The sequence below is a fragment of the Streptococcus sp. 20925_1_44 genome (assembly GCF_041432435.1).
In the GTDB taxonomy this organism is placed as follows: Bacteria; Bacillota; Bacilli; order Lactobacillales; family Streptococcaceae; genus Streptococcus; species Streptococcus infantis.
On record NZ_JAPVZQ010000001.1, the window covers coordinates 544,788 to 562,785 of the forward strand.

Consider the following 17,998-nt stretch of genomic DNA (forward strand, 5'->3'; position numbering starts at 1 on the left):
CAAAAATACTAGTCTGTTTTATTTGACATGACTTTCTAGTTCTTTTTGGTATTTACTGTTTGATTCCAATTTTTCTTTTTGCCATTTTTCAAGAGCTGCTTGATATTCTTTAGCAGATACAATTTCTTTTTGCAATTTCATTCCCTTGAAGATATATGGATCACCCTTAATACCTACTTGTGAGTATGGTTTAGAGAAAGGAACAACGTTGCTGACAACTGGTGAACCACCTGATGAAGCGGTTGGCATCAAGAGAGAGCTATCGGTGAGCCATGCTTGCGCTTTAGCATATTTTTCATATCTCTTGTCCAAATCGTTTGTCTCAGAAACTGCATCATCCAAGAGTTTCTTATATTCGTCCAGACCAAGTTGAGCTACTACTTCCTTGTCTTTACCTTTCGTAATACCAAGGTGTTTCATAGCAGAACCAGTCTTAGGATCCATGATATTAAGATAACTTGCTGGGTCTTGGTAGCTTGGAGCCCATCCAGTACTGTTCAAGTCATAGTCTTTTTGAGCTGGAACACGCGCCTGCGATGTAATGCTTTCCTTTTCATTATCGGTCATCTGAAGGACATCAATCACGACATTTTCAGAACCAAGTGTTGATTCGATTGATTGTTTAAAGGAATTGCTTTGTTGAACGGCAATGGTATCTGTTTGTTCAACCGGAACATCCAAATGAATTGGGAAGGTTACACCTTTTGCTTCCAATTCTTTCTTAGCTTTTTCGAATGAAGCTTTGGCTTTGTCTGGATTGTAGATGGTATCTTTTCCGTCTACAAGCTCAACGCCTTTCCATTGGTCTCCATAGTTGACCAATTCTTTTTGAGCGATATCACCAAAGTTTTTACCACCAGATTGTACAAAGTTATCTGGAACTAGACTGTTACGAATGATCTTGTCCGCACCACCTTCACCATTGAGTTGTGCAGCATATGAATGACGGTTGAAGGCAAAGTTGATTGCTTGACGGAAGTCCTTGTTCAACATCGCTTCTTTTGTAGAAGTTTTCTGTTCTTCACTTGTTTTCGCAGTCTTATTGTAAGATTGACGGTTTACGTTAAAGGTAAAGTAATAACTAGTTGAATCCTGTGGACTGTATGTGATTTTATCTCCGTATTGTTCCAATGTAGAAGCAAAGTTTGAGCTACTTGGGAAGATACGAGCTGTTGTATAAACACCTGAAGAGAAGCTACGGATTAATGATTCTTGGTCTGAACCATCATAGTAGGTCAATTTTACTTTCTCAATTTTAACCTTCTCTTTATCCCAATAATTTGGGTTCTTTTCGTATTCGATTAAAGATTTTGAAGTCAATGTCTTCAGGATATACGGACCGTTATAAAGAATTCCAGATGGACTTACTGCTCCGTAGTTCTTGCCTGAAGCTTTGAGGAATTCCTCGTTTACCGGCAACATGGTTGCTGAAGTTACTTTCGAATTCCAAAAACTTTCAGGTGCATTAAGAGTATACTGGACTGTGTAGTCATCCAATGCCTTAACCCCAACTGTAGAGAAGTCATTAGTCTCACCAGTCATATATTCATTCAAGCCCTTAATGGAGTTTTGAATAAGAGTGACACCGTCTGATTTACCATCTGCTACGTGTTTTAGTCCAGTAACAAAGTCATGCGCTGTTACTTCAGCGTATTCTTCACCTTCTGACGTGTACCATTTAACTCCTTTACGAAGTTTATAAGTATAAGTCAAACCGTCTTGTGAGACACTCCAGTCTTCTGCTAGTGAAGGAACCAAATTTCCATATTCATCGTTTTCCAACAATCCATCAACAACGTTACCAATAATATCCGTTGTTGAAGTACGAGTTCCAATACTGTAGTCCAAAGATGATGGGTCTACTCCATAGACATAAGAGAAAGTTGTAGGCGCATCTGCTTCTTTATCAGCTTTACCACAAGCAACAAGAAGAACTACTGTACTCAGGACAACTCCTGCTGTTAACATCCACTTTTTCTTTTTCATAAAGATCTCCTTTAATAATGTTTAATCTACTTTTACAATCCAACCATCTGGCGCTTCAATGTCACCAAATTGGATACCTGTCAATTCATCGTATAGTTTACGAGTCACTGGACCAACCTCTGTCTCACTGTAGAAAACATGGAAGTCGTCACCATGTTGGATTCCCCCAATAGGTGAGATTACTGCTGCTGTTCCACAGGCACCTGCTTCTACAAATCGATCCAGACTATCAATTGGTACATCTCCCTCGACAGGCTTCAAGCCTAAACGATGCTCTGCCAAGTAAAGCAATGAATACTTGGTAATCGATGGCAAAATTGACGGACTCAATGGGGTTACAAACTCATTATCAGCTGTAATTCCAAAGAAGTTTGCTGAACCAACTTCTTCAATCTTAGTGTGGGTTGATGGGTCTAGATAAATAACGTCTGAGAAATGACGTGATTTAGCCACTTTTCCAGGCAGTAGACTAGCTGCATAGTTACCACCGACCTTGGCAGCTCCTGTTCCATTTGGTGCAGCACGGTCATACTCATCTTGAATCAAGAAGTTTGTTGGAACCAATCCACCCTTAAAGTAATTTCCAACTGGCATAGCAAAGATGGTAAAAATATACTCCTCGGCTGGTTTTACCCCAATGATATCTCCAACACCAATCAAGAGCGGACGAAGATAAAGAGTTCCACCAGTTCCGTAAGGTGGTACGTATTCTTCATTAGCACGAACAACTGCTTTACAAGCCTCTACAAACATTTCTGTTGAAACTTGGGGCATCAATAGACGATCACAGGTACGTTGGAGTCGTTTAGCATTTTCATCTGGACGGAAGAGTTGAATACTGCCATCCTTTGTACGATAGGCTTTCAATCCTTCAAATGCTTGCTGTCCATAGTGAAGGCTTGGAGATGATTCTGAGATATGCAAGGTTGCATCTTCTGTTAATTCTCCCTGAGTCCATTGTCCATTTTTAAAATAAGCGATATAACGATAAGGTAGTTTCATATAGGAAAAACCGAGATTTTCCCAATCAATCGTAACGGTCATGACAATCTCCTTTATTCTAATCAAGCTTTGTGTTCTATTCTACACTATTCTCCTAAAAATTCAAGTATTATTTGTAATTTTCTGAAAATTTTATTTATAAAAAATCAGTCACTAGGACTGATTTTCTTATTAATTATCTTTTTCTTCTTTAAAGACTTCTTTGAGATAGGCATCGAAAACTTCCTCGTCTGAAATAGTATCTGAGATAAAGCTTCCATTACTTGTGCGCTCTGATAGATTCAAATCTTGTAGGATTGATTCGTAAATCGTTCCATTATTTGATTGAACAACCAGAGTTTGTTCGCCATCTTCTACTTCTGTACTGAAGAGATCTCCGATAAATCCTTGTTCTGAGACAGAACCGGCCAAGAAGACGCGATGTGGTTTACTCTTCAATTCTCTCAGAACTTGAAGACCACGCTTAGCACGACTGGTTGCTGGAATTTCCTCTGTTGATACACGTTTCAAGCTTCCACGTTGCGTTAACAGATAGAAGGATGAAGTATTGCAGATAAAGGCAGCTTGAAGCTCATCATCTGCTTTCAAATTCATAGCTTTAACACCTGCAGCCTTGGCTCCAACAACTGGAACCTCTTCGATATTAAAGCGAAGGGCATATCCATTTTTACTAATCAACAAAACATCATCAAGTTTGATTGGTGCAACAGCTACAATCTGGTCAGTCTCGTCTTTCAACTTAGCATATTTGACAGACTTAGAACGATAGGTTCTCCATGGAGAGAATTCTTTTCGTTCGACACGCTTGATCTGTCCAAGGCGAGTCGCTGCAAAGTAGGTCGTCGCATCATCAAACTGATCCACAACTTCAACGTATAGCACTTCTTCATTGGTTTCAAAGTTGGTAATCGTTTGGCTCAAGTGCTCCCCGATATCCTTCCAACGAATATCTGCTAATTCATGGACAGGACGGTAGATAACATTTCCTAGTGTCGTAAAGATTAAGAGATGTTGAGTTGTCTTAACAGATTGGATAAATAGCAATCGGTCATCATCCCGTTTACCAATTTCCTCTAACGTTGAAGCTGAGAAAGAGCGAGGGCTAGTACGCTTGATATAGCCAGCCTTCGTCACGCTGACATAGGTATCTTCCTCTGCGATAAGGCTAGCTGTATCAATCTCGATCACTTTTGCTGTATCTTCTAAAGAACTCAAACGAGGTGTCGCAAACTGTCTCTTGACCTCACGAAGTTCTTTTTTCATGAGATTGTACATAGTCCGTTCGTCACCAATGATAGCCGCTAGCATAGCAATTTTTTCGCGAAGTTCTGCTTCTTCTTCCTGCAAGACAACTACGTCTGTATTGGTCAAACGGTATAGTTGCAAGGTAACAATAGCTTCAGCCTGCTCTTCAGTAAAATCATAACTGACCTTGAGGTTTTCCTTGGCATCAGCCTTGTTCTCAGAAGCACGGATAAGAGCAATGACTTCATCTAAAATAGAGATGACACGAATCAAACCTTCCACGATATGGAGACGTTTTTCAGCCTTTTCCTTGTCAAAGCGAGAACGTGCCAAGATGACCTCACGACGGTGGGCAATATAGCTCGATAAGATAGGCACAATTCCAACCTGACGAGGGGTGAAATTGTCAATCGCAACCATGTTGAAGTTGTAGTTGATTTGCAAGTCAGTATACTTGAAAAGGTAGTTGAGAACAAGCTCGGTATTGGCATCTTTCTTGAGTTCGATAGCAATGCGAAGACCGTCACGGTCAGACTCATCTCGAACCTCAGCAATACCTGCCACCTTGTTATTGACACGGACTTCATCAATTTTCTTGACTAAATTAGCCTTATTAATCTCATAAGGAATCTCAGTGATAACGATTTGTTCCTTACCACCTTTCAGTTTCTCAATTTCAGTCTTGGAACGAACAACCACGCGCCCCTTACCAGTTTCATAGGCCTTTTTGATCTCGTCACGGCCTTGGATAATCGCTCCTGTAGGAAAGTCTGGCCCAGGCAAGAATTCCATGAGCTTTTCAACCTTAGCAGTTGGGTGATCAATCATATAAACCGTAGCATCAATAACCTCTGCCAAATTATGCGGTGGAATATCTGTGGCATAACCAGCTGAAATCCCGGTCGAACCATTGACTAAAAGGTTTGGAAAAGCTGCTGGTAAGACAGTTGGCTCTTTCTCGGTATCGTCAAAGTTCCAAGCAAAGGGAACTGTCTTTTTCTCGATATCCTGAAGAAGATAACCAGCAATCTCAGACAAACGAGCCTCAGTATAACGCATAGCCGCAGGTGGATCTCCGTCCATTGAACCGTTGTTTCCGTGCATTTCAACTAGAATCTCACGGTTTTTCCAGTCCTGAGACATACGAACCATGGCATCATAGATAGAAGAGTCCCCGTGTGGGTGGAAATTCCCCATGATGTTCCCGACAGACTTAGCCGACTTACGGTAGCTTTTGTCAAAAGTATTGCCATCTTTATTCATAGAATAAAGAATACGACGTTGAACCGGCTTCAATCCATCCCGAATATCTGGCAAAGCCCGGTCTTGAATGATGTACTTGGAATAGCGACCAAAGCGCTCTCCCATGATGTCCTCCAAGGACATATTTTGGATATTACTCATATAATATACAAAGGGACGATTCGGCGTGCCGAAAATTTCTGTAGAAAAATAGGAAATCGCTGCAGGGTTCGATGAACCCAAGGCGATTTATCTTTTTTCCTAAGTCTTAGTCCCGTGTTCAGTTACCTCTAGTAACCAAACTATCCTTTCTGTAGTTTAAAATACGTTTTAAAAGAAGCGTCAGGAGTTTTCACACAGTATTTAGGGCGTGTTCAACTCCTTTCAAAAAATGTTGAGTAGGTTTTATAGAAAAGGATTTCAGTTACTTTATATAACTAAACTATCCTCTCTGTAGTTTAAAGTTTTGAATTGTGTTCTTTATTTTCTAAGTGATTTAGAAGTTTTTCCTCAGCATATCTCATCATCTTCTCAGCCACTTCTTTTTCATACTTAAATCCCATCTTTTGAGCAAGATATTGAGCTTCTTGATGGAAAAATTCCATGGTTGCTAATAAAGACTGAGTGATTTTGTATAAACTTGAGAAATCAAGAAGAGCAGAGAATTCCTTCTCCTTCTCAGAAGGCAAGTAGTTAAAGAGGTACTTGTAGTTCTTACCGATGTCGACTACTCCTCTATCTCTTGCGACCTGCCAGGCTAAGATTTTCAAGAGTTCTTGCTGACAAATACCGTAGAGATGGTCAGTCGAATAAATGACTTGCTTACGACAAATTCCTTTGACCACGTAAGCAGAAACCCACCAAAATTCATTACAAGTTTTTTCAAAATCCGTCTCACTAGCTGAATGTATCCAAAAACGCTCTGGACTTGGAGAATATGACTCGAACAAGCCCTTCTCGTCTACTAAAACTGTATAGTCAGCTTCGCTAGCTACCCACTCGTTAAAGTGTTCTTTAGGACAGAGGGTTAGATCAATGCGATTCCCATCTTCAAAAAGCATGAGGTAGAGACGACGGTTTCCTAGGATATTATGTTGCTCAATGTTACGTGTACCAAACTGGTGCAACCAAGTAAGATCTCTTGTTAGAGTGTCTAAGTCGTCCACAACATAGACTACGTCGTAATCCTGAAACTCATCTTTTGGAGCTTTTGTATCAGTACGTGAACCAGATAAAGCGACAGCATCGACTTTTAAACTTTCAGCTATTTGTAAAATCAGATTCATCATTTCAGTTTCAGTTCTCATGGGAATACCTGCCTTTTTAGTGGAAACTCTTGATTCTGTAAAGGACATGTCTATAAAGCTGACTGTCTGCTGGAGCTTTTTCATTATCAAATTCTTTGACAAATTCCATGCTCAGTTTTGCATGACTTTTTGCGAAAGTTGATTGAGTAAGGACGTAAAAGAGTAAACTTCTGACAAGCCTGCTTGCTGAAAAGCAAAGTCTAGACAGGCTTGGGCAGCCTCCGTCGCATAACCATCTTGGCTAGTTCAAGCGAATCTGTCAGACCCAGTTTGTTGTCAAGCGTCATTGGCTGTCTCCTTTCATTCAGATTTTCTAAATCCTGTACCAACAGGCTTAAAACTTATTGACCGATAAAATCCATCTGCTTCAGATATTAATTCAATCCGTGTCAAAGGATATTTTTTGTGGATCTCCTCAATCAGCTGCTGCCCCAGTCTTTTTCTACGGTGGCATTTATCAATAACTATTTCAGCTAAAAAGGTCGTCATCACTTCATCTGTCAAGTAGCGGGCAAAACCAAGGATTTTCTGGTTCTCTTCAACTACCAAGTAATGGGACAGATTTGTTGAAAATAATGATGTCACTTTTTCCTCTGTAAAAGAAATCCATTTTTCATTTTGATAAAGGGCATAAATAGCTTGACAATCTTTTGTGCTTGCAGGTCTGATTATCATTCTCTACTCCTTTCAAATCCGATGCGACCACTAACAATTTTTCAACTCAAATTTAGTTATATTCTAGTTGCTCTCCGTCGCTTCTTCCCTCGCCTTCTTAGGTGGCTTGCTTTTTTTATAGCGGCTGCGGATGGTGTTGAGGGGGTCGCGAAAATTGACCATGTGAGTTCTTTCGGGATAAGCATAAGCACCGATGGCAGTATAGTCCACAAGGAAATCATAGATTTCCTGCAGCTTGAGGCGGACGGTCTTATTCTGGCTGGGAACCTTGCCCTTGAGCTCAGTCAGTCGAATAAATGACTTGCTTACGGCATATCCCTTTGACCACATAAGCAGACACCCACCAAAATTCATTGCATGATGCTGTAAATTCCTCTTCGGAGGGAGGAGCGATCCAGTAGCGCTTAGGATTAGGCAGATACGCTTCAAATAAACCTTTTTCGTCTTCTAAAACTATGAAGCCTGCCTCACTATCCACCCATTCCTGCATGTGTTCTTTAGGACAGAGGGTTAAATCAATCCGATTGCCATCTTCAAAGAGCATGAGGTAGAGACGTCGATGTCCAAGAGTAACCTCTTGCTCAATGACGCGTTTACCGAACTGGTCCAGCCAAGAAAGGTCATTCGTTAGAGTGTCTAAGTCGTCCACAACATAGACTACGTCGTAATCCTGAAACTCATCTTTTGGTGCTTTTGTATCAGTACGTGAACCAGATAGTGCCACAGCATCAACTTGTAACTTTTTAGCTGTTCCTAAAATCAGTTCAAGCATTTCCTGGTCAGTTCTCATGTGGTTCTTCCTCAGTGGTCTCTATGTTCTGAATAACAGCATCTTCATTTCTTTGCTTAAGAAGTTTCTGAACTCTTTTTCTTTCAAGTTCTCCGACTATAAATTGGATAATAGAACTGATTCCAAAAAGTGGTAGTAGCAACATAATTCCCATTTCTTCCGTCAGCATTAAAAAGAGGAAATTAATAACTGAAAATATTTCTAAAAACCAGGCATTTATCTTAAGAAATTTTGAGTAACTACTAGGATAATGTTTGAGATGTTTATTGCTCTTATAAATAGCTGTGAATCCAAAAGCAAGGCTCACTGGTGTGAAAATATAAAAGTCAAAAACATAGAAGAGCAAACCTGCATAAGGATTAGACCTAAAAGGATTATCAAATAAAAAGACACCTGTGGTTACTATAGTTAATAGTAAGAATTCAAGAAAGCGAATTTTCTCAGGTTTTCCTGGTTTAGCAATCATATACGTAACTGCGCCTAGTACCAGGACTATCACAAGAAAAGGAGTATCAAACAATAAACTGATCATGATTTACACCTCTTTTGGAGAGCTAAAAATTAAGAAATATAGACGATTTTTCAGATCAATCCTTGAGACTGACGCCATTTATCATAGGCTTCAATATCTGTTTTGACCATATTCATACAAAGTCCTACAACAGCCATATCATCCAAGAAGCCTGCTAACGGAATAAAATCTGGAATAATGTCAATTGGGGAAAGGAAATAAATAAGTGCGCTTAAAACAGCTAAAATAGTCCCATAAGGAACCGTGGTGTATTTCCCTTGAACATAATTTTTCACTAAAGAAATCATGACTGGGATCATTGTAAATTTCTTACCAACCAATGGCATCTCTTTAATTTTTTGCTCCAAACGATACAAAAAATCATCTAATTCATCTTTATCGTTTAATAAGGCCTCAGATTGCGCATAGCCACTTTCAAGAGCTTCTTTCACTTGCTCTTCACTAAGATTTTCAGACATATCTTGTCCTCCATTTGTATTTCTTTATAGTTTTTAAAACACAGTCGCTTCTTCCAGCGTAAACTTGACATTATCTTCAATCCACTTACGACGTGGTTCAACCTTGTCACCCATTAGGACATTGACACGACGTTCTGCGCGTGCTAAGTCTTCAATCGTGACACGGATGAGGGTACGAGTTTCTGGGTTCATGGTTGTTTCCCAAAGTTGGTCCGCATTCATTTCACCAAGCCCCTTGTAGCGTTGGAGGGTGGCTCCTTTGCCAAACTGCTTACGGAGTTCTTCCAGTTCTCCGTCTGTCCAAGCATAAGCCACCTCTTCTTTCTTGCCTTTACCTTTGGACATCTTGTAAAGAGGAGGGAGGGCGATATAGACATGTCCTGCCTCAACTAAAGGACGCATGTAGCGATAAAAGAAGGTTAAGAGAAGGGTTTGAATGTGGGCACCATCGGTGTCCGCATCGGTCATGATAATAATCTTGTCATAGTTGGCATCTTCAAGAGAGAAGTCTGCCCCCACACCAGCTCCGATGGTATAAATCATGGTATTGATTTCTTCGTTTTTGAGGATATCTGCCATCTTGGCCTTGGCTGTATTGATGACCTTACCACGAAGAGGCAAAATAGCCTGGAACTTACGATCACGTCCTTGTTTGGCAGATCCACCGGCAGAGTCCCCCTCGACCAGGTAGAGTTCATTCTTAGCTGGATTTTTAGACTGGGCTGGCGTTAATTTACCAGAAAGCAATCCCTTGTCTTTCTTATTCTTTTTGCCATTTCGGCTCTCATCACGCGCTTTACGAGCCGCTTCACGAGCATCACGAGCCTTGATAGCTTTACGAATCAGATTTGAAGCTAGTTCCCCATTTTCCATAAGGAAGAAAGTCAGTTTTTCAGCAACAATACTATCAACGATTGGACGAGCTAGTGGACTTCCAAGTTTGTCCTTAGTCTGTCCTTCAAACTGAAGATGTTCTTCCGGAACCAAGATAGAAAGAACGGCCGCCAATCCTTCACGGTAATCTGAACCTTCAAGATTTTTATCTTTTTCTTTTAGGAGACCTGTCTTACGTGCATAGTCATTCATAACCTTGGTGATGGCTGACTTAAGTCCTGTCTCATGCGTCCCACCGTCTTTGGTACGGACGTTATTGACAAAGGACAAGATGTTATCTGAAAATCCATCATTGTACTGGAGGGCTACTTCTACTTGGAAACCATTGTCTTCCCCTTCAAAGTAAAGGACTGGCGTCAAGGTTTCCTTGTCTTCGTTAAGATAAGAAACAAAGTCCTGTACCCCATTCTCATAATGGAACTCGATTGCTTCATCTGTTCGCTTGTCCGTTAATGACAAGGTTACGTTCTTCAAGAGAAAGGCTGACTCATTGAGACGCTCTGAAATAGTATTGTACTTAAAGTCTGTCGTAGAAAAGATACTTGCATCTGGCATGAAGGTCACTTTGGTACCTGTTTTTGACTTAGGTGCAGTCCCAACCTTTTCTAGAGTGGTAACTGGCTTGCCTCCATTTTCAAAACGCTGTCTATAAACTGTTCCATCACGAGTAATTTCTACCTCTAGCCAACTAGATAGGGCGTTTACAACAGAAGATCCAACCCCGTGGAGACCTCCTGATGTCTTATAACCACCCTGACCGAATTTCCCTCCGGCGTGAAGGATGGTAAAGATAACCTCAACCGTTGGAATTCCCATAGCGTGCATTCCAGTCGGCATTCCACGTCCGTGGTCTTGAACTGTCAAACTTCCGTCTTTATTAATGGTCACATCGATCCGGTCACCAAATCCAGACAAGGCCTCATCGACAGCATTATCGACGATTTCCCAGACAAGGTGGTGGAGACCAGCACCGTCAGTCGACCCGATATACATCCCTGGACGTTTTCGGACCGCATCCAACCCTTCTAGCACCTGAATGGCGTCATCATTATAATTGTTAATATTGATTTCCTTTTTTGACACAAGGAACCTCCTATTTGTTCATCTTTTCTATTTTACAGGTTTTCTAGGGATTTTGCAAAATTTTTCTAGTTAAAAAACCTATTCCCAAGTCTTTTTTAGCAAAAACATCACCTAGTTATACCAAAAAAAGAAACCAAGATAAAAATCTTAGTTTTCTTTTCCTTTAATTTGATTTGTAGTCACATCTTCACCAAACCATTTCTTGCTTATTTCTTGGAATTTACCTTCTTGATAAAGGTCCACAAAAGCTTTATTCAAATTTACTAACAAGGTCTTATCAGCTGGTCTCACACCAACTGCAAAAGACTCACTCTCAAAACCAGCAGGAAAAATCTCATACTGGTCTAGAATTCCTTCAGTTTCAAGATAATAATTGGCGTAAACACGGTCAATTAAAAGGGCATCAATCCGATCATTTTGCAAGTCAATCAAGGCTTCGTTAAAACTCTGATATTGGTTGGCTTTTTGATCTTTTACGATATTTTTTAAGAGTTCTGGTTGGGCTTCGAAATCTATATAACCAGAAGATCCTGCCTGGGCACCCAAAACCTTGCCTGTCATATCAGACACTGATTGTATATTCTGAGATTTCTTAGAGACTAGAACCTGCTGATTCTCCATATAAGGAATGGTAAAAGCAACCTTCTCACGGCGTTCATCAGTCGCTGAATATCCATTCCAGATAGCATCAATGGTGCCGTTTTGAAGTTCGGTTTCCTTCATGTCCCAATCAATGGGTTGAAACTGTACCTTGAAACCAAGTTTCTCAGAAACAGCCTGTGCTAAATCAATGTCAAATCCAGCATATTGCCCATTCTTTTCTTCAAAGCCCATGGGAACAAAGGTATTGTCAAACCCGATGGTAATTGTACCCTGTTCTTGGTATTTGTCCCAATTATCGACTTTGGGATCACTAGTCTTTTGTGTGCATCCTACCAGGAAAAAAGCCAGAAAGAATACAAAAACAAGGCTGATTTTCTTTCGATTCATAGATACCTCCTACTTAGGCTCTACTTTGAGAATCTGGTCAGCAATATTCTCTGCAAACTGGAGATCGTGAGTCACAACAATTTGAGTCATGCCTAATTCTCGATTTTGTAAAATCAGTTTTTCAACCTCAAGACGCAACTCAGGGTCAAGGGCTGAAGTTGGTTCGTCATACCCAATCACTTCAGGATCTATCATCATAGCGCGTGCTAAGGCAACCCGTTGCTTTTGACCACCAGATAATGAGAATGGATAGGCATCTGCATGAGCTTCGAGACCCAGACGAGTTAATAAGTCGACTGCCTTCTTCCTGGCATCTGCTTCAGACATTCCCATAGTCTTGATAGGTGATAAAATCAAGTTCTCCATAACGGATAAGTGAGGAAAAAGCTGAAAATCTTGAAAAACAAAACCTAACAAGTGACGCTTTTCAAGTTCATCCAAAGGTAGGGATTCTCCATTATAAAAAATCTCACCTGAATCAATGGTTTCAAGTCCAGCTAACATTCTAAGCAAGGTTGTCTTCCCACCACCAGAAGGTCCAACAATAGCCAAAATCTGCTTTTCAGGAATTGTTAAATTGAAATTGGATAAAATTTCTTTTTTTCCAAATTTTTTGCTGATATTTTTTAACTCTAACATGGAAAACCCTCCTATCTATAGTAGCTAAACTTTTTCTCAAGTTTCTTAGCTATAATCGTAACAATACCAATCATGAGAAGATAGATAGCTCCTGCTAGAAACATTGGAATCAAGCTCGCATCACGATTGGCTGCAGTACGACTAGCTAGGATTAAATCTGAAATACCGAGTGCATAGACCAAAGAAGTATCTTTAACCAAACTCATAACCTCGTTAAATACACTTGGTAAAACAATCTTGGTTACTTGTGGCAAGATAATATAGCGGACGGTATCGATAGGTTTGAATTTCAAAACCTTCGCTGCTTCATATTGTCCTTGAGGAATGGTTGCAATCCCTCCACGGAATATTTCTGCAAAGTAGGCTGCATAATTAAGCGTGAAAGCAATAATCGCTGCCGGTACCCGATCAAGTCGAATCCCGATACTTGGCAAAACATAATAGATAAAGATTAACTGCAAGAGCAAGGGTGTCCCACGCATCACCCAGATATAAACATCAATCATGTAATGGAGGGGTTTCCAATGGACCTGTAAGCAAAAGGCAACCAAAATACCTAAAGGAATTGAAAAGAGTAAGACCAGTGCAAATACTTGTAAAGTCATTGTCGCACCGCTCAATAAACTAGGTAATATCTCAAATAAGTAAGACATACTCCACCTCCTAAAAATAATTGTTCCTATTATAGCATAAATAAACACAAAATCAAGTTTTTCAGAAATTTTCATGAATTTTTAAAACTTTAGCCTTTATTTTTGAATAAAAATAGTACTCATGAAAAACTTATCAACTTTGGCAAAGTTTCAGATGTCACAGCTAGTAAACAGATTCAGTTCCGTTTCTCTCCCAATTCATGGTATAATAGAAACATGATGACAATAGTATTATTAATTTTAGCTTATTTATTGGGTTCAATTCCTTCAGGCTTGTGGATTGGACAAATATTCTTTAACATCAATCTAAGAGAACATGGATCTGGTAATACCGGAACGACCAATACCTTCCGAATCTTAGGCAAAAAAGCTGGAATGGCAACCTTTGTAATTGATTTCTTTAAAGGTACTTTGGCTACTCTACTTCCACTAATCTTCCATGTGCAGGGAGTTTCACCAATCGTCTTTGGGCTTTTAGCAGTCATCGGCCACACCTTCCCTATCTTTGCCAAATTTAAGGGTGGTAAGGCTGTTGCAACCAGTGCCGGAGTTATTTTTGGTTTTGCTCCTCTTTTTTGCCTTTACCTTGCGGTCATTTTCTTTGGAATCCTTTATCTGGGAAGTATGATTTCCCTCTCTAGTATTTCAGCTGCTATTGCTGCGATTATTGGAGTCCTTCTGTTTCCTCTCTTTGGATTTATTTTAACTAGTTATGACCTACTTTTTACTGTGATTATTATTGGTCTTGCAAGTCTAGTGATTGTACGCCACAAGGACAATATCAAACGTATCCAAAATAAAACTGAAAATCTCATTCCTTGGGGACTTAACCTAACGCACCAAGAACCAAAAAAATAAAACGTCAGTTTCAACTGACGTTTTTTTATGTTATTTAGACTTGATATAGTTGATACCATCTGCCTTCGGCGCAACAGCTTTACCAAAGAAGGCTGCTAGGACGACAATGGTCAAGAGATATGGTGCGATTTGCAAGTAAACGGCTGGAACTCCTTGCAAGAAAGGAAGTTGAGAACCGATAACTGCCAAACTTTGTGATAGCCCAAAGAAAAGACTAGAAAGCATAGCCCCAACAGGATTCCATTTACCGAAGATCATGGCTGCAAGCGCGATGAATCCAGGTCCTACGATAGTTGTAACTGAGAAGTTGACGGAGATTGACTGAGCGTAAATAGCTCCACCGATTCCTCCAAGGAAGCCTGAAATCACAACTCCAAGATATCTCATCTTGTAGACATTGATACCCAAAGTATCTGCTGCTTGTGGGTGTTCACCAACTGAACGAAGGCGAAGTCCAAAGCGAGTCTTAAAGAGGATAAACCAAGCTAGGAATGAGAAAGCAATTGCTAGGTAACCTAGTAGACTAGTTGACTTGAAGAAGATATCTCCGATAACAGGGATATTAGCTAATACCGGGAAGTCAAAACGACCAAAAGTTTGCGTTAAGTTATCCGTTTGTCCCTTATTATAAAGCACCTTCACCAAGAAAACTGCCAAAGCTGGCGCCATCAAGTTAAGCACAGTACCACTGACGACATGGTCTGCACGGAAATGAATTGTAGCCACTGAGTGAATGAGCGAGAAGATAGCTCCGACTAATCCACCAACTAGAAGAGCTAACCAAGGAGTTAATGCTCCCAAATCTTGAGCAAATTCAAGGTTAAAAACAACTCCAGAAAAGGCACCCATGACCATGATTCCTTCAAGACCAACGTTAACAACTCCACCACGTTCTGAGAAAACTCCTCCGATACTTGTGAAAATAAGTGGTGCTGCATAAATCAACATCGAAGAAACCATAAGGGTTAACATTGTTGTAATCGACATCCTTATTTACCTCCTTTAAGTTGTTTTCTTGGTTTGACAAAGCGTTCGATGATGTAGTGAACGCTGACAAAGAAGATAATTGAGGCTGTAACGATACTTACAAGCTCAGATGGTACTTGTGCAGCATTCATACCAGGGGCTCCAACTTGAAGAACACTGAAAAGGAAGGCTGCAAATAGAATTCCAACTGGTGAGTTTGAAGCAAGTAGGCTTACTGCCATACCGTTAAATCCGATTGCCAATGATGAACCTTGAACATAAACGTTTTGGAAGGTACCAAGTCCTTCTACTGCGCCACCAAGTCCTGCAAGGGCACCAGAAATAATCATTGATAGAATAATGGTGCGTTTCGCTGAAATACCTGCATATTCAGAAGCATTTGGGTTTAATCCAACTGCACGAATTTCAAAACCAAGAGTTGTTTTCTTGAGCAAGAACCAGATAACCGCTACTGCTATGATGGCAAAGAAAATCCCAATGTTCATACGAGAGTTTCCAGTTAACTCAGCAAGCCATGGTGTCTGATAAGTTGCATTTGCACTTACTCGAATGGATGAGTCAGTACTTTGCATGATTTCTTTAGGGAAGTGATGAATAAAGGCATTGCCCACATAAAGAACAATGTAGTTCATCATGATGGTTACAATAACTTCAGATGTCCCAAGGTAGGCTCTTAAGATACCAGGAATAGCACCAACGATCCCTCCTGCAACTAAGGCAATTACAATTGTCGCAAGAATCATCAATGGTCGTGGCAAATCTGGGAAAGAGAGAGCGAACCAGCCACTCATAACCCAACCTGCGAGAGCTTGTCCTGGAAGACCAACATTAAAGAAACCAGCACGACTTGCAACTGCAAATCCAAGGGCAATCAGAATTAAAGGTCCCATAGCACGGAAGATTTCTCCGATTCCACGAACACTACCAAATGCTGTGTAGAATAGTTCTTCATAACCCCAGATAGCATCGTAGCCGAAAATCCACATGACGATGGCTCCGAGTAGAATTCCTAAAATAACAGAAATCAAAGGAACCGAAATTTGTTGTAATTTTTTAGACATCACTCTTCTCCTTTTCCAATTCACCACCAGCCATCAAGACACCAAGCTCTTGCTTGTTGGTTGTTTCTGGCGTTACAATCCCTTGAATCTTACCATCATGGATAACAGCAATTCTATCAGAGACATTTAGAATCTCATCTAGTTCAAAGCTGACTACAAGGACAGCTTTCCCATTATCACGTTCTTGAATCAAGCGTTTGTGAATGTACTCAATGGCACCGACGTCCAAACCACGAGTAGGTTGGCTGACGATAAGGAGATCAGGATTTCGATCGACTTCTCGAGCGATGATAGCTTTTTGTTGATTTCCTCCAGAAAGAGCTGATGCTGGAACAATCTCACTAGCAGCACGCACATCGAATTCTTGCATTAACTGTTTAGCGTACCCGATGATATTGGTGTAATTTAAGATTCCCTTCTTGCTATGAGGTTCCTTATAGTAGGTTTGAAGAGCAATGTTTTCTGAAATCATCATGTCCAAAACCAAACCATCGCGATGACGGTCTTCTGGAACGTGTCCTACACTCATTTCTGTAATTTGACGAGGGTGTAAACCTACGATAGACTGGCCTTTCAACTCCACGCTACCAGACTCAATCTTACGAAGACCAGTGATAGCTTGGATTAATTCAGATTGACCATTTCCATCAATACCGGCAATTCCGACAATCTCACCAGCTCGAACATCGAGTGAGAGATTTTTAACAGCAGGGACACCACGGTTTTCGTTTACTACTAGGTCTTTAATAGACAGAATAACTTCTTTAGGTTGAGCTTCCTGTTTCTCAGTTTTAAAGGAAACAGAACGTCCTACCATCATCTCAGCTAAGTCAGCATTAGTTGCACCAGCAATCTCTACTGTTTCAATAGATTTACCACGACGGATAACTGTAACACGGTCAGATACAGCACGAATCTCATCCAACTTATGGGTAATCAAGATAATTGATTTACCTTCTTTAACCAAGTTCTTCATGATAGCCATCAATTCATCAATTTCTGATGGCGTCAAAACAGCAGTAGGTTCGTCAAAGATAAGAATATCAGCTCCACGATAAAGTGTCTTTAGGATTTCAACACGTTGTTGAGCCCCGACAGAGATGTCTGCAACTTTGGCGGAAGGATCCACAGCAAGGCCATAACGTTCAGACAACTCATTGATTTCTCGAGTTGCACGAGAAATATCTAGCACACCATTTTTGGTCAATTCACTCCCCAAAATGATATTTTCAGCAACAGTGAAAGCTTCTACCAACATAAAGTGTTGGTGGACCATCCCAATCCCTAAGCTAGCTGCTTTTGATGGCGAATCTAGTTTTACAACTTGACCGTTTACCACAATTTCACCACTAGTTGGTTCTAAAAGCCCCGCTAGCATGTTCATAAGAGTGGACTTCCCAGCTCCATTTTCTCCTAAAAGTGCATGAATTTCACCTTTACGAAGTTCAAGGTTAATCTTGTCGTTAGCGACAAATTCACCAAAAACTTTGGTAATTTCACGCATCTCAATGACATTTTCGTGTGCCATGTGCTCTTCCTTTCAGAATTATATTTTATTTCAATAAAACCTGCTAAAGAAACTTAGCAAGCTCTATT

At 40.4% G+C, this 17,998-nt stretch carries 14 protein-coding genes and 4 pseudogenes; 1 reads left to right on the plus strand and 17 read right to left on the minus strand.

What is annotated here, in order from left to right; translation table 11 throughout:
- Positions 1 to 18: 18 nt before the first annotated feature.
- The 14 genes and pseudogenes from O3643_RS02620 to O3643_RS02685 form a co-directional block, all read right to left on the minus strand.
- On the minus strand, positions 19 to 1,986 hold the full coding sequence (locus O3643_RS02620) for a peptide ABC transporter substrate-binding protein (RefSeq protein WP_371499635.1): 1,968 nt from the start codon (positions 1,984 to 1,986) through the stop codon (positions 19 to 21).
- Between the two features lie 21 nt (positions 1,987 to 2,007).
- Positions 2,008 to 3,030 carry a branched-chain amino acid aminotransferase gene (locus O3643_RS02625; RefSeq protein ID WP_371499637.1) on the minus strand — a complete coding sequence of 341 codons (1,023 nt, stop codon included), beginning with the start codon at positions 3,028 to 3,030 and terminating at the stop codon, positions 2,008 to 2,010.
- 129 nt (positions 3,031 to 3,159) lie between these two features.
- Positions 3,160 to 5,637, minus strand: a complete 2,478-nt coding sequence (parC, locus tag O3643_RS02630) for a DNA topoisomerase IV subunit A (RefSeq protein WP_371499639.1) — start codon at positions 5,635 to 5,637, stop codon at positions 3,160 to 3,162.
- A 296-nt stretch (positions 5,638 to 5,933) separates the two neighbouring features.
- Positions 5,934 to 6,782 (minus strand): aminoglycoside 6-adenylyltransferase, encoded by an 849-nt coding sequence (locus O3643_RS02635; protein WP_371499712.1) that lies wholly within the window; start codon positions 6,780 to 6,782, stop codon positions 5,934 to 5,936.
- Positions 6,783 to 6,798: 16 nt separating this feature from the next.
- A pseudogene (locus tag O3643_RS02640) lies at positions 6,799 to 7,016 on the minus strand (GNAT family N-acetyltransferase); the annotation flags it as partial.
- Positions 7,017 to 7,082: 66 nt separating this feature from the next.
- A complete protein-coding gene (locus tag O3643_RS02645) occupies positions 7,083 to 7,457 on the minus strand; it encodes a GNAT family N-acetyltransferase (RefSeq protein ID WP_254724074.1) in 375 nt (124 codons plus the stop codon).
- 63 nt (positions 7,458 to 7,520) lie between these two features.
- A pseudogene (locus O3643_RS02650) lies at positions 7,521 to 7,748 on the minus strand (hypothetical protein); the annotation flags it as partial.
- Positions 7,741 to 8,247 (minus strand): annotated as a pseudogene (locus tag O3643_RS02655) (aminoglycoside 6-adenylyltransferase); the annotation flags it as partial. The pseudogenes O3643_RS02650 and O3643_RS02655, both read right to left, overlap by 8 nt.
- Positions 8,237 to 8,779, minus strand: a complete 543-nt coding sequence (locus O3643_RS02660; RefSeq protein WP_371499642.1) for a hypothetical protein — start codon at positions 8,777 to 8,779, stop codon at positions 8,237 to 8,239. The pseudogene O3643_RS02655 and the gene O3643_RS02660, both read right to left, overlap by 11 nt.
- Positions 8,780 to 8,898: 119 nt before the next feature.
- Positions 8,899 to 8,997, minus strand: a pseudogene (locus O3643_RS02665) (YkvA family protein); the annotation flags it as partial.
- 273 nt (positions 8,998 to 9,270) lie between these two features.
- Positions 9,271 to 11,214: a DNA topoisomerase IV subunit B gene (gene parE / locus O3643_RS02670; RefSeq protein WP_371499644.1), complete on the minus strand. Its 1,944-nt coding sequence runs from the start codon at positions 11,212 to 11,214 to the stop codon at positions 9,271 to 9,273.
- 147 nt (positions 11,215 to 11,361) lie between these two features.
- Complete coding sequence (locus O3643_RS02675) at positions 11,362 to 12,204, minus strand: amino acid ABC transporter substrate-binding protein (protein ID WP_371499646.1); 843 nt, start codon at positions 12,202 to 12,204, stop codon at positions 11,362 to 11,364.
- 9 nt (positions 12,205 to 12,213) lie between these two features.
- Positions 12,214 to 12,843: an amino acid ABC transporter ATP-binding protein gene (locus tag O3643_RS02680; protein WP_371499648.1), complete on the minus strand. Its 630-nt coding sequence runs from the start codon at positions 12,841 to 12,843 to the stop codon at positions 12,214 to 12,216.
- An 11-nt stretch (positions 12,844 to 12,854) separates the two neighbouring features.
- Positions 12,855 to 13,496 carry an amino acid ABC transporter permease gene (locus tag O3643_RS02685; RefSeq protein ID WP_006155687.1) on the minus strand — a complete coding sequence of 214 codons (642 nt, stop codon included), beginning with the start codon at positions 13,494 to 13,496 and terminating at the stop codon, positions 12,855 to 12,857.
- A gap of 216 nt (positions 13,497 to 13,712) precedes the next feature.
- On the opposite strand from O3643_RS02685, the gene plsY reads away from it, so the two are divergent.
- The gene (plsY, locus tag O3643_RS02690) at positions 13,713 to 14,354 is read left to right on the plus strand and encodes a glycerol-3-phosphate 1-O-acyltransferase PlsY (RefSeq protein ID WP_049495867.1); all 642 of its coding nucleotides are present in this window, start codon (positions 13,713 to 13,715) and stop codon (positions 14,352 to 14,354) included.
- A gap of 30 nt (positions 14,355 to 14,384) precedes the next feature.
- Here the strand turns inward: plsY and O3643_RS02695 are convergent, their stop codons facing one another.
- From O3643_RS02695 to O3643_RS02705, 3 genes are read right to left on the minus strand one after another with little or no spacing between them, the layout of a single operon-like run.
- Entirely contained in the window at positions 14,385 to 15,341 is a 957-nt protein-coding gene (locus O3643_RS02695) for an ABC transporter permease (RefSeq protein ID WP_371499651.1), read from the minus strand.
- A gap of 2 nt (positions 15,342 to 15,343) precedes the next feature.
- A complete protein-coding gene (locus O3643_RS02700; protein WP_225750201.1) occupies positions 15,344 to 16,402 on the minus strand; it encodes an ABC transporter permease in 1,059 nt (352 codons plus the stop codon).
- Positions 16,395 to 17,930 (minus strand): ABC transporter ATP-binding protein, encoded by a 1,536-nt coding sequence (locus O3643_RS02705; protein WP_371499653.1) that lies wholly within the window; start codon positions 17,928 to 17,930, stop codon positions 16,395 to 16,397. Before O3643_RS02705 ends, O3643_RS02700 begins: the two co-directional genes overlap by 8 nt.
- Positions 17,931 to 17,998: the final 68 nt, after the last annotated feature.

Excerpts from the sequence above, each read along its gene's own strand:
- O3643_RS02705 (WP_371499653.1), bottom strand. The coding sequence starts at position 17,930 with ATGGCACACGAAAATGTCATTGAGATGCGTGAAATTACCAAAGTTTTT.
- O3643_RS02660 (WP_371499642.1), bottom strand. The coding sequence starts at position 8,779 with ATGATCAGTTTATTGTTTGATACTCCTTTTCTTGTGATAGTCCTGGTA.
- O3643_RS02645 (WP_254724074.1), bottom strand. The coding sequence starts at position 7,457 with ATGATAATCAGACCTGCAAGCACAAAAGATTGTCAAGCTATTTATGCC.
- O3643_RS02685 (WP_006155687.1), bottom strand. The coding sequence starts at position 13,496 with ATGTCTTACTTATTTGAGATATTACCTAGTTTATTGAGCGGTGCGACA.
- O3643_RS02675 (WP_371499646.1), bottom strand. The coding sequence starts at position 12,204 with ATGAATCGAAAGAAAATCAGCCTTGTTTTTGTATTCTTTCTGGCTTTT.
- O3643_RS02620 (WP_371499635.1), bottom strand. The coding sequence starts at position 1,986 with ATGAAAAAGAAAAAGTGGATGTTAACAGCAGGAGTTGTCCTGAGTACA.
- O3643_RS02695 (WP_371499651.1), bottom strand. The coding sequence starts at position 15,341 with ATGTCGATTACAACAATGTTAACCCTTATGGTTTCTTCGATGTTGATT.
- O3643_RS02625 (WP_371499637.1), bottom strand. The coding sequence starts at position 3,030 with ATGACCGTTACGATTGATTGGGAAAATCTCGGTTTTTCCTATATGAAA.
- O3643_RS02635 (WP_371499712.1), bottom strand. The coding sequence starts at position 6,782 with ATGAGAACTGAAACTGAAATGATGAATCTGATTTTACAAATAGCTGAA.
- O3643_RS02700 (WP_225750201.1), bottom strand. The coding sequence starts at position 16,402 with ATGTCTAAAAAATTACAACAAATTTCGGTTCCTTTGATTTCTGTTATT.
- O3643_RS02680 (WP_371499648.1), bottom strand. The coding sequence starts at position 12,843 with ATGTTAGAGTTAAAAAATATCAGCAAAAAATTTGGAAAAAAAGAAATT.
- parC (WP_371499639.1), bottom strand. The coding sequence starts at position 5,637 with ATGAGTAATATCCAAAATATGTCCTTGGAGGACATCATGGGAGAGCGC.
- plsY (WP_049495867.1), top strand. The coding sequence starts at position 13,713 with ATGATGACAATAGTATTATTAATTTTAGCTTATTTATTGGGTTCAATT.